We start from the raw sequence: 9,674 nt of genomic DNA, 5'->3' as shown, positions 1-9,674 counted from the left end.
GGCCGCGCCTTCCTTTACGGCCTGGGTGCGGCGGGTGAGGCCGGCGTTACGCAGTGCCTGGAGATCATCGCCAAGGAACTCGACGTGACCATGGCCTTCTGCGGCCACACCGACATCCGAAACGTCAACCGCAACATCCTGGTGCCGGGCACCCTGCCCGGCTGAACCGGGGCTTCTGCGCCTGCAACGCCCTTTGCCGCAGATCAATCCAGCCGGGTTTAGCCCAGGGTCTGCCTCTAGCAGCTGTCAGTCGGTTGCCCGATACTGCAAGACACAACAACCCCTGGAGCGAAGATGACGATCCTGACACGTTGTTCCCTGCTGTCCCTGGCCCTGCTCGCTCTGCCGGCCGCGGCGCAAACGCAAAGCCCGCTAGAAACCCAGCGCTACTGGTTTGAACTGGGCGCCTTCATGCCCAACGTGAACTCCAGCGTGCGCTTCGACAACAAGAACACCGGCCGGCCAGGCAGCTCCGTCGACTTCGAAGACGACCTCGACCTCGCCGACCGCCGCACCCTGCCCACGCTGCTGTTCGGCACCCGCTTCGGCGACAACTGGCGCATGGAGTTCGAGTACTTCGAACTCAAGCGCACCGGCAGCCGCACGCTCTCGCGCGACATCTCCTTCGGCGACGCCGACTTCACGGTGGGCACCTCGATCAACAGCGAGTTCAGCTCCAAGGTCTACCGCCTGAGCGGTGGCTACTCCTTCTACAAAACGCCCACAACCGAGATCGGCGGCGTGCTGGGCTTGCACATCACCGACTTCATCATCGGCCTGGAAGGGCAGGCCAGCGTCAACGGCGGCGCCGTCGCGCTGCGCAGTGAACGAAAGACGCAGCTCGCCCCGCTGCCCACCCTGGGCCTGTACGGCAGCTACGCCTTCACGCCGGCCTGGGACATCAGTGGCCGCGCCGACTACTTCACCGTCAAGATCGACCAATACAAGGGCCGTTTGCTGAACCTGCAGGGCGCGGTGCGCTACCACTTCAACCCGACCTGGTCGCTGGCGCTGGGCTACCGCTACGACGACTACAAGCTCGACGGCGACGGCGAAGACTGGACGGGCGAGGTCAAGTACCGCTTCAGCGGCCCGCAGTTCACGCTGCGCGCCGGCTTCTGACCCCTCGTGTCAGGCCGCGGTGCCTGGCGCCGCGGCAAAGTAGCTCTGCAGTGCGGCAATCGCGTGCCGCACCTTGGCCGGCTGGTTGTCTCGCTGCGGCGTGACGGCCCAGACCGGCCCCCGCGCCATTTGCCAGGCCGGCAGCACGCGCTGCAGCCGGCCTGTCTGCAAGGCTGGGTACACGTCCGGGTGGGTCATGAGGCCGATGCCCAGGCCCGACTCGCACATCTGCTCCAGGGTGAGCTGGTTGTTGCTGGCGATGCGCGCTTCCACGCGCAGCGTCTCGTGCGCGCCGTCGGGCCCGTTCAGCTCCAGCAGCAGCGCCGAGCCATCGCGCGAGCCCACCAGCCATTGGTGCTTCAACAGATCGGCCGGCGCGGTCGGCACGCCCTGGCGGCGCAGGTAGTCGGGTGACGCGCACAGCACCCACTCGAAAGCGCACAGCCGCCGCGCCACCCAGTTGGAGTCGGGCAGCTTGCCGGCACGCAAGGCCAGGTCGATGCGGGCGTCGATGAGGTCGATCATGGCGTCGTCCACCAGCAGGCGCAGGGTGAGCGACGGGTACTCCGCGAGCAGCGGCGCCAGGGCCGGCGCCACGTGGCGCGCAAAGCCCACCGGGGCCGACATGCGCAGCTCGCCGCTCGGCGCGTCATGCGCCATCACCAGCTGCTGGCGCGCCTGGCCGGCGGCCGCCACCAGGGCATGGCAGTGCTCGGCGAATCGCGCGCCGGCATCGGTCAGCGCCAGCTTGCGGGTGGAGCGGTGCAGCAGCGTCACCCCGCTTTCCTGCTCCAGCAGGCGCACCTGCTGGCTCACCGCCGAGGTGCTGGTGCCGAGCGCCCGCGCCGCGCGGCTCATGGAGCCGTGCTGCACCACCGAGGCAAAGACGGCCATGCGCCGGAGATCGTCCATTGTGAAGTTCAGCTAAACAAACTTCTTCGATTTGACCGACTTCCGAGCGAATTGTGAAGCCCATATCGTCACGTCTTCACCAACGCATTGGAGTTTCATCATGAAGATCGCACTCATCGGCGGCACCGGTTTCGTGGGTTCGGCGGTGCTCGACGAACTGCTGCAACGTGGCCACCAGGTCACCGCACTGGCGCGCAACCCGGCCAAGTTCAAGGCGCGTGAGCGCTTGGCCGTCGTGCCGGCGGACGCGCTCGACAGCAAGCAGGTGGCGCAGGCCGTCGAAGGTCACGACGCCGTCATCAGCGCCTACAACCCCGGCTGGTCGGAACCGCGGATCGGCGAGCTGTTCATCGAAGGCACGCGCGCCATCTTCGAGGGCGTCAAGCGCAGCGGCGTGAAGCGCCTGCTGGTGGTGGGTGGCGCGGGCAGCCTGCATGTGGCCCCCGGCGTGCAGCTGGTCGATACGCCGCAGTTCCCCGCGCAATGGAAGGCCGGTGCGCTGGCCGCGCGCGAGGCGCTCAACATGATCCGAAACGAGACCACGCTTGACTGGACTTTTGTCTCCCCCGCAGTGGGGCTGGCGCCGGGCGAACGGACCGGTAAATTCCGTCTGGGCGGCGACGACGTGCTGATGGCGGGCGACCAGCCGGCGGGCATCTCGGTGGCCGACCTGGCGGTGGCGATCGTCGACGAAATCGAAGCCCCGCAGCACCTCAAGAAGCGTTTCACTGCCGCATACTGACGCATGGCTCCCGACCACCTGATCTACCTCTACGACCCCTTGTGCGGCTGGTGCTACGGCGCCATGCCGGCCATCCACGGGCTGGCGGATCTGGGTGGTTGCATCGTCGAGCCGCTGCCCAGCGGCCTGTTCGCCGGCGACCCGAGCAAACGCATCGACAAGGCCATGGGCCAGCACATCGAGGCAGCCGATGCGCGGATCGCCGCGATGAGTGGCCAGCGCTTCAGCGACGTCTACCGCCGCAAGGTGCTGCGCAACCCCGAGCTGCCCTTCGACAGCGGCCCGGCGACCGAAGCGCTCACCGCCGTCTCGCAATGGAATGTGCGGCGCGAGCTCGATGCGCTGCACGCCCTGCAGCGCGAGCGCTTCGTGGCAGGGCGCGACATCTCCGACCGCGACGTCATCGCCCAGGCGCTTGCGGCGTCACTGGGCGAAGACGTCGAGGCCTGGCTGGCCCGCCTGGCCGACCCGCAGCTGCCGCGCGCCACCCAGCAGCGGCTGGCACGCGCGCAGAAGGTCATGAAGTCGATCGGCGTGCAGGGCGTGCCCGCGCTGATCTGGCCCAGCGACAAGGGGCTGCGCCTCTTGCCGGGGCAATGGCTGTTCAACGACAAGTCACTGGCGCGCCAGCTCGAAACGCTGGCATAGGCTGCCATAGCACGAGTCTCCGCCATGACGCTCGACCAGCTCCACGCCCTCAAGCTCTGGCACGTGGCGCACAAGCGGGAGCGCCCGATCGAATACCACGCCTGGGACGGCGTGCTCACCGTCTGGTTGATAGGCTGGATGGGCGAGCCCGCCGCGCTGATCCTGTGGTGGCCCGGCGTGGCGCTGGGCTGCGTGCTGCTGTTCTTCGCGCCCACGCTCTACGTGGCGCTGCGCCGCCACCTGCACCGCACGGGCCGGCTGCGCTGCGACTGGCTGGATTCGCTCGGGCGCTAGTTGTCGATCAGCGCCGGGTCCCAGGCATGGACCTTCTGGCGCTGCTCGCCCAGGCCGTCAATGCCCAGGCGCATCTCGTCGCCCGGCTTCAGGTAGAGCGGCGGCTTCTGGCCCAGCCCCACCCCCGGTGGCGTGCCGGTGCTGATGAGGTCGCCGGGGTACAGCGTCATGAAGCGGCTGATGTAGCTCACGAGGTGAGCCACACCGAACACCATGGTGGCCGTGCTGCCGTTCTGGAAGCGCTTGCCGTTGACCTCTAGCCACATGGCCAGGCGCTGCGGGTCGGGCACCTCGTCGGCGGTGACCATCCACGGGCCGACTGGCCCGAAGGTGTCGCAGCCCTTGCCCTTGTCCCAGGTGCCGCCGCGTTCGAGCTGGTACTCGCGTTCCGACAGGTCGTTGACCACGCAGTAGCCGGCCACGTGCTTCAACGCATCGGCCTCGCTCACGTAGCGCGCCTTGCTGCCGATGACCACGCCCAGCTCCACCTCCCAGTCGCTCTTCTGCGAGCCTTGCGGCAGCACCACGGCGTCGTTGCAACCGATGAGTGCGCTGGTGGTCTTCATGAAGAGCACCGGCACGGCAGGCACCGGCACTCCCGACTCGGCGGCGAGGTCGGCATAGTTGAGGCCCACGCAGATGAACTTGGCGCAGCCGCGCCAGGGCGGCGCGGTGCGGCCGGGTTTGGCCACCAGCGGCAGCTTCGACACGTCGAGCTCGCGCAGCCGCTGAAGGCCTTGCGGCGTCAGTGTGTCGGCCGAGATATCGGGCAGCACACCGGACAGGTCGCGCACCTGGCCTTGCGCGTCGACGAGGGCGGGTTTCTCGGCGCCCTTGGCGCCATGTCGCATCAGCTTCATTCGTGTTGTCTCGTTTGATATCGATCAGTTGGACCAGCCGCCATCGATGATCTGTGCGGTCCCGGTGGTGAAGGCCGATTCGTCGCTGCCGAGGTAAACGGCCAGCGCCGCGATCTCGCTCGCACGGCCGACCCGGCCCACCGGCTGGCGCGCGACGAAGGCCGCCTCGACCTGGGCCAGCGTCTGCCCGCTCGCCTGAGCCTGGGCCGCGATGCGATCGCGCAGCGAGGGCGATTCCACGGTGCCGGGGCAGATGGCATTGCAGCGGATGCCCTTGGCCACGTAGTCCGCCGCCACCGACTTGGTCAGCCCGATCACCGCCGCCTTGGTGGTGCCGTAGACGAAGCGGTTGGGCGCGCCCTTGATGCTGCTTGCCACCGAGGCCACGTTGATGATGGAGCCGCCGCCCTGCGCCAGCATGCCCGGCAGCACGGCGCGGATCAGCCGGTACATCGAGCGCACGTTGAGGTTGAAGGAGAAGTCCCAGTCGGACTCCTCGCAGTCGAGGATGGTGCCGGCGTGCACGAAGCCCGCGCCATTGAAGAGCACGTTCAGCGGCCCGATGGCCCCCGCCGCGTCGCGCACCGCGGCGGGGTCGGTCACGTCGAGGCGGCGTGTCTCGCAGCCGGTGTCGCGCGCCAGCGCGGCGAGCAGGTCGGTGTTGATGTCGGCGGCAATCACGCGCGCGCCTTCGCGCACGTAGGCCTCCACCGTGGCGCGGCCGATGCCTTGGCCGGCGGCGGTGACCAGGGCCGTCTTGCCTTGCAGGCGGCCGGGATTCGATGCACTCATTGGAAGCCTCCGAAGACTGCCGTGATTTGAACCGTGGTCAGACCAATTGACAAGCCATCTCAGGGGGAATCCCCTCGGAAGAAACCCTGTTGGAGCTTCCGCTGATCGCTGCGATGCTGAATTGGTCTGACCAATTTCATCCCTTCGGCATGCCCTTGCAGCACATCGACAACCGGCGCCTCTACCGCCACATCGCCGACCAGCTGATGCAGATGATCGGCAGCGGCGAGTACCCGCCGGGCACGCGCCTGCCGGCCGAGCGCGACCTCGCCGCCCAGCTCGGCGTGAGCCGGCCCTCGGTGCGCGAGGCGCTGATCGCGCTGGAGGTCGAAGGCATGGTGGAAGTGCGCGGCGGCGCCGGTGTGTACGTGTTGCAGACGCGGCGCAATGCGAGCCTCGATCCGTTGGCCCCGGTGCCCGGCCCCTTCGACCTGATCCGCGCACGCTGGATCGTCGAATCGGAATGCGCCAACCTCGCCGCCAGCCACGCCACGCCGGAACAGCTGGCCGGCATGAAGCGCGCGCTCGACGACATGCGTGGCGCCCCCTCGCACAACGACATCTCGCTCGAGGCCGACCAGCGCTTCCACCTGACCATCGCCGAGGCCAGCGCCAACAGCGCGCTGGTGATGGTCACGCGCCAGCTCTGGGATGCACGCCGCGGGCCGCTCTACATGCAGCTCGAGTCGCACTTCTCCGGCAAGGAGATCTGGCGCCAGGCGGTCGACGAACACGCCGAGATCCTGAACGCCATCGTCTCGCGCGACGGCACGGCGGCGCGCAACGCGATGCGCAGGCACATGAAGAACGCGGAGCTGCGCTTCGCATCGAACTGGCACTCCGGGGACAGCCCATGAGCTCACCTTCCACCACGCCCGACGCCACCGAGGCGCCGCTGCTCAACGCGCAAGGCGAGTTCGAGATCCACGACGAGGCCATCGACCTCTCGGGCCACGGCTTCGAGGACTGGCTGGCCGTGGGCCTCTTCTGGACGCTGGGCCTCATCGTCTTCTACCAGTTCTTCACCCGCTACATGCTCAACGACTCGGCGGCCTGGACGGAGGAGATCGCACGCTACTTCCTGATCGCCACCGTGTTCATCGGTGCGGCGGTGGGCGTGCGCAAGAACAACCACATCCAGGTGGATTACTTCTACCGCGTGCTGCCGAAGCGGCTGATGCGGGTGATGTCCACGTTGGTCGATGCGGTGCGCATCGCCTTCCTGGTCGCCTGCATCGTGATGACCTGGCAGCTGACGGCCAAGATCGGCGGCAGCCCGATGGCGGTGGTCGACCTGCCCATGGGCCTGGTCTACGGCGCGGTGCTGGTGGGCTTCGTGTTCATGACCGGCCGGGCCATCCAGGTCGCCGTTGGCAACTGGAAGCGCGGTGCGTCGGTGCTCGAACGTCCCGAGCTCGCGGACGGTCCGTCGCCATGAACGCGGGCGCCTTCAAGCTGCTCTTCCTCGCCATGATGGGCGCCGGCATCCCGGTGGCCATCGCCATGGCCGGCGCCACGCTGGTCTACGTGCTCGCAAGCGGCAACCCGCCGCCCTTCGTCGTGATCCACCGCATGGTGGGCGGCATCGACAGCTTCCCGCTGCTGGCCGTGCCCTTCTTCATCTTCGCCGGCAACCTGATGAACTGCGGCGGCATCACCACGCGCATCTACAACTTCTCGCTCGCCCTGGTGGGCTGGCTCAAGGGCGGGCTGGGCCACGTGAACATCGTCGGCTCGGTGGTGTTCTCGGGCATGAGCGGCACGGCGGTGGCCGACGCCGCTGGCCTGGGCACGATCGAGATCAAGGCCATGCGCGAGCACGGCTACGAGCCCGAGTTCGCGGTCGGCGTGACCGCCGCCTCGGCCACGCTCGGCCCGATCATTCCGCCCTCGCTGCCCTTCGTGATCTACGGCATGTTCGCCAACGTGTCGGTGGGCGCGCTCTTTCTCGCCGGGCTGATGCCGGGCCTGGTGATGACGGTGCTGATGATGCTCACCGTCGCCTGGTTCGCGCACCGCAATGGCTGGGGCGGCGACGTGCCCTGGCAATGGCTGCGCGTGCGCAAGGCGCTGGTCGAGCTGCTGGTGGTGGCGGGCACCCCGGTGGCCCTGTGGGGCGTGGCGCAGGCCGGCGTGAACATGGCCTGGGCCGTGCCGCTGGCGCTGGTGCTGCTCCTCGCGGCCGACCGCTTCTTCCGCTTCAACGCCGTGCTGCCGATCATGACGCCGGTGCTGCTGATCGGCGGCATGACCACCGGCCTCTTCACCGCCACCGAAGGCGCCATCGCCGCCTGCGTGTGGGCGATCTTCCTTGGCGCGGTCTGGTACCGCACTGTCACCTGGCGCATGTTCGTCAAGGCCTCCATGGACACGATGGAGACCACCGCCACCGTGCTGCTGATCGTGGCCGCTGCGTCCATCTTCGGCTGGATGCTCACCGCCACGCGCACCACCGAGGCCATCGCCGCCTGGGTACTGACCTTCGCGAGCGAGCCCTGGCAGTTCCTGCTGCTGGCCAACGCGCTGATGCTCTTCGTCGGCTGCTTCCTCGAGACCACCGCGGCCATCACCATCCTCGTGCCCATCCTGCTGCCGATCACCCAGCACCTGGGCATCGACCCCGTGCACTTCGGCCTGGTGATGGTGCTCAACCTGATGATCGGCCTGCTGCACCCGCCCATGGGCCTGGTGCTCTTCGTGCTGGCACGCGTGGCCAAGCTGTCGGTGGAGCGCACGACCATGGCCATCCTGCCCTGGCTGGTGCCGCTGCTGATCTCGCTGGCGCTCGTCACCTTCTTCCCGTCAATCTCGCTCTGGCTGCCGCGCGCGCTGGGCTGAGCCCTGTGTCCTCTCCGCTGAAAGACCACCTCATGAACCGTCGCCTCACGCTACTCGCCGCCTTCATCGCTGCCACGGCGGCCCTGCCGGCCTTCGCCAACGACTACCCCAGCCGGCCCATCGAACTGATCGTGCCCTACAACGCCGGCGGCGGCACCGATGCGCTGGCCCGGGCCTTCGCCGACGTGGCGCGCAAGCACCTGTCGCAGCCCATCGTGGTCAACAACAAGCCCGGTGCGAGCGGCGTGATCGGCTGGACCGACGTACTCAACAGCAAGCCCGACGGCTACAAGCTCGCGCTGATGACGGTGGAACTCACCACCCTGCCCCACCTCGGCCTGCAGAAGTTCAGCCACGAGGAGTTCACGCCCATCGCCCGCATGAACGCCGACCCGGCCGCCATCACCGTGCGCGCCGAGTCGCCGTGGAACAACATCGAGGAGTTCATCGCCGCCGCGAAGAAGGCCAACGGCGAGATGAAGATGGGCAACTCGGGCAACGGCTCGATCTGGCACCTGGCCGCTGCCGCGCTCGAAGACCGCACCGGCACGCAGTACAGCCACATCCCCTACCCCGGCGCCAACCCCGCGGTGCTGAGCCTGCTGGGCGGCCACATCGACGCGGTGTCGGTGAGCCCCGCGGAGGTGGCGCCGCACGTGGCGAGCGGCAAGCTCAAGATCCTGGCGGTGATGGCCGACCAGCGCCAGAAAGGTTTCGAGAAGGTGCCCACCTTCAAGGAGCGCGGCATCGACCTGCTGGTCGGCACCTGGCGCGGCCTCGGCGCCCCGAAGAGCACGCCCAAGGACGTGATCGAGATCCTCAAGGTCGCCACGCAGAAGACCATGCAGGAGCAGGCCATGAAGGATGCGATGGAGAAGCTCGCGCTCGGCTACGCCTACGGCGACGACGCCACCTTCAAGGCCGTGATGGCGCGCGACAACGAGACCTTCAAGACACTGATCCCGAAGCTGGGCCTGAAGAACTGAGCCCGGCTTTCCACATAACCACAGGAGACAAGCATGCACAAGAGAACGAGCCTGAAGGCCCTCGCCGCCGTTGCCTTGCTGGCATGGGGCAGCACCGCCCTGGCACAGACCACCACGCTCAAGTGGGCCCACGTCTACGAGGTGGGCGAGGCGTACCACAAGCAGGCGCTGTGGGCGGCCGACGAGATCAAGAAGCGCAGCAACGGCAAGTACGCGATCGAGGTCTTCCCGGCGTCCCAGCTGGGCAAGGAGACCGAGATCAACCAGGGCCTGACGCTCGGCACGGTCGACATCATCTACACCGGCATGGCCTTCGCCGGCCGTGCCTACCCGCCGATGTCGATCGCGGCCGGGCCCTTCGTCTTCCGCGACTTCGCACACTGGCAGGCCTTCCGCAACGGCCCGGTCTTCCGCGAGCTGGCCGACGGCTACGCCGCCAAGAGCGGCGGCAACCACGTGGTGGGCTACACCTACTACGGC

At 68.0% G+C, this 9,674-nt stretch carries 13 protein-coding genes; 10 read left to right on the top strand and 3 right to left on the bottom strand.

What is annotated here, in order from left to right; genetic code table 11:
- Both VFL64_RS08925 and VFL64_RS08920 read left to right on the top strand, forming a co-directional pair.
- The coding region (locus VFL64_RS08925; protein ID WP_489540029.1) for an alpha-hydroxy-acid oxidizing protein at nucleotides 1-165 on the top strand (165 nt) is incomplete at its 5' end.
- 129 nt (nucleotides 166-294) lie between these two features.
- The gene (locus VFL64_RS08920; RefSeq protein ID WP_489540028.1) at nucleotides 295-1,122 is read left to right on the top strand and encodes a hypothetical protein; all 828 of its coding nucleotides are present in this window, start codon (nucleotides 295-297) and stop codon (nucleotides 1,120-1,122) included.
- A gap of 9 nt (nucleotides 1,123-1,131) precedes the next feature.
- Here VFL64_RS08920 and VFL64_RS08915 read toward each other — a convergent pair whose 3' ends face one another.
- A complete protein-coding gene (locus tag VFL64_RS08915) occupies nucleotides 1,132-2,034 on the bottom strand; it encodes a LysR family transcriptional regulator (protein WP_489540027.1) in 903 nt (300 codons plus the stop codon).
- Between the two features lie 100 nt (nucleotides 2,035-2,134).
- On the opposite strand from VFL64_RS08915, the gene VFL64_RS08910 reads away from it, so the two are divergent.
- From VFL64_RS08910 to VFL64_RS08900, 3 genes are read left to right on the top strand one after another with little or no spacing between them, the layout of a single operon-like run.
- Complete coding sequence (locus VFL64_RS08910) at nucleotides 2,135-2,776, top strand: NAD(P)-dependent oxidoreductase (RefSeq protein WP_489540026.1); 642 nt, start codon at nucleotides 2,135-2,137, stop codon at nucleotides 2,774-2,776.
- 3 nt (nucleotides 2,777-2,779) lie between these two features.
- Nucleotides 2,780-3,424: a DsbA family protein gene (locus VFL64_RS08905; RefSeq protein WP_489540025.1), complete on the top strand. Its 645-nt coding sequence runs from the start codon at nucleotides 2,780-2,782 to the stop codon at nucleotides 3,422-3,424.
- 24 nt (nucleotides 3,425-3,448) lie between these two features.
- The gene (locus VFL64_RS08900) at nucleotides 3,449-3,718 is read left to right on the top strand and encodes a hypothetical protein (protein ID WP_489540024.1); all 270 of its coding nucleotides are present in this window, start codon (nucleotides 3,449-3,451) and stop codon (nucleotides 3,716-3,718) included.
- On the opposite strand, the gene VFL64_RS08895 is transcribed toward VFL64_RS08900, so the two are convergent.
- Nucleotides 3,715-4,578 carry a fumarylacetoacetate hydrolase family protein gene (locus VFL64_RS08895; protein WP_489540023.1) on the bottom strand — a complete coding sequence of 288 codons (864 nt, stop codon included), beginning with the start codon at nucleotides 4,576-4,578 and terminating at the stop codon, nucleotides 3,715-3,717. The genes VFL64_RS08900 and VFL64_RS08895 overlap by 4 nt on opposite strands.
- Nucleotides 4,579-4,602: 24 nt before the next feature.
- Entirely contained in the window at nucleotides 4,603-5,370 is a 768-nt protein-coding gene (locus VFL64_RS08890) for an SDR family oxidoreductase (RefSeq protein ID WP_489540022.1), read from the bottom strand.
- Nucleotides 5,371-5,483: 113 nt separating this feature from the next.
- Here VFL64_RS08890 and VFL64_RS08885 point away from each other — a divergent pair, with 113 nt between their 5' ends.
- The 5 genes from VFL64_RS08885 to dctP all read left to right on the top strand — a co-directional run.
- The gene (locus tag VFL64_RS08885) at nucleotides 5,484-6,227 is read left to right on the top strand and encodes a FadR/GntR family transcriptional regulator (protein ID WP_489540021.1); all 744 of its coding nucleotides are present in this window, start codon (nucleotides 5,484-5,486) and stop codon (nucleotides 6,225-6,227) included.
- Entirely contained in the window at nucleotides 6,224-6,808 is a 585-nt protein-coding gene (locus VFL64_RS08880; protein WP_489540020.1) for a TRAP transporter small permease, read from the top strand. Before VFL64_RS08885 ends, VFL64_RS08880 begins: the two co-directional genes overlap by 4 nt.
- Nucleotides 6,805-8,208 (top strand): TRAP transporter large permease, encoded by a 1,404-nt coding sequence (locus VFL64_RS08875; RefSeq protein WP_489540019.1) that lies wholly within the window; start codon nucleotides 6,805-6,807, stop codon nucleotides 8,206-8,208. The genes VFL64_RS08880 and VFL64_RS08875 overlap by 4 nt, the downstream gene beginning before the upstream one ends.
- Before the next feature lie 32 nt (nucleotides 8,209-8,240).
- Nucleotides 8,241-9,194 (top strand): tripartite tricarboxylate transporter substrate binding protein, encoded by a 954-nt coding sequence (locus tag VFL64_RS08870; RefSeq protein WP_489540018.1) that lies wholly within the window; start codon nucleotides 8,241-8,243, stop codon nucleotides 9,192-9,194.
- Nucleotides 9,195-9,227: 33 nt separating this feature from the next.
- Nucleotides 9,228-9,674: TRAP transporter substrate-binding protein DctP (gene dctP / locus VFL64_RS08865; RefSeq protein ID WP_489540017.1), on the top strand; the 447-nt coding region annotated here is incomplete at its 3' end.

Source organism: Rhizobacter sp., from assembly GCF_035702065.1.
Lineage (GTDB): Bacteria > Pseudomonadota > Gammaproteobacteria > Burkholderiales > Burkholderiaceae_C > Rhizobacter.
Note: the sequence above shows the minus strand (reverse complement) of the source record. Positions and strands in the feature narration are given on the sequence as shown.

Coding starts and splice junctions, on each gene's coding strand:
- VFL64_RS08920 (WP_489540028.1), top strand. CDS start 295: ATGACGATCCTGACACGTTGTTCCCTGCTGTCCCTGGCCCTGCTCGCT.
- VFL64_RS08915 (WP_489540027.1), bottom strand. CDS start 2,034: ATGGACGATCTCCGGCGCATGGCCGTCTTTGCCTCGGTGGTGCAGCAC.
- VFL64_RS08910 (WP_489540026.1), top strand. CDS start 2,135: ATGAAGATCGCACTCATCGGCGGCACCGGTTTCGTGGGTTCGGCGGTG.
- VFL64_RS08905 (WP_489540025.1), top strand. CDS start 2,780: ATGGCTCCCGACCACCTGATCTACCTCTACGACCCCTTGTGCGGCTGG.
- VFL64_RS08900 (WP_489540024.1), top strand. CDS start 3,449: ATGACGCTCGACCAGCTCCACGCCCTCAAGCTCTGGCACGTGGCGCAC.
- VFL64_RS08895 (WP_489540023.1), bottom strand. CDS start 4,578: ATGAAGCTGATGCGACATGGCGCCAAGGGCGCCGAGAAACCCGCCCTC.
- VFL64_RS08890 (WP_489540022.1), bottom strand. CDS start 5,370: ATGAGTGCATCGAATCCCGGCCGCCTGCAAGGCAAGACGGCCCTGGTC.
- VFL64_RS08885 (WP_489540021.1), top strand. CDS start 5,484: ATGCTGAATTGGTCTGACCAATTTCATCCCTTCGGCATGCCCTTGCAG.
- VFL64_RS08880 (WP_489540020.1), top strand. CDS start 6,224: ATGAGCTCACCTTCCACCACGCCCGACGCCACCGAGGCGCCGCTGCTC.
- VFL64_RS08875 (WP_489540019.1), top strand. CDS start 6,805: ATGAACGCGGGCGCCTTCAAGCTGCTCTTCCTCGCCATGATGGGCGCC.
- VFL64_RS08870 (WP_489540018.1), top strand. CDS start 8,241: ATGAACCGTCGCCTCACGCTACTCGCCGCCTTCATCGCTGCCACGGCG.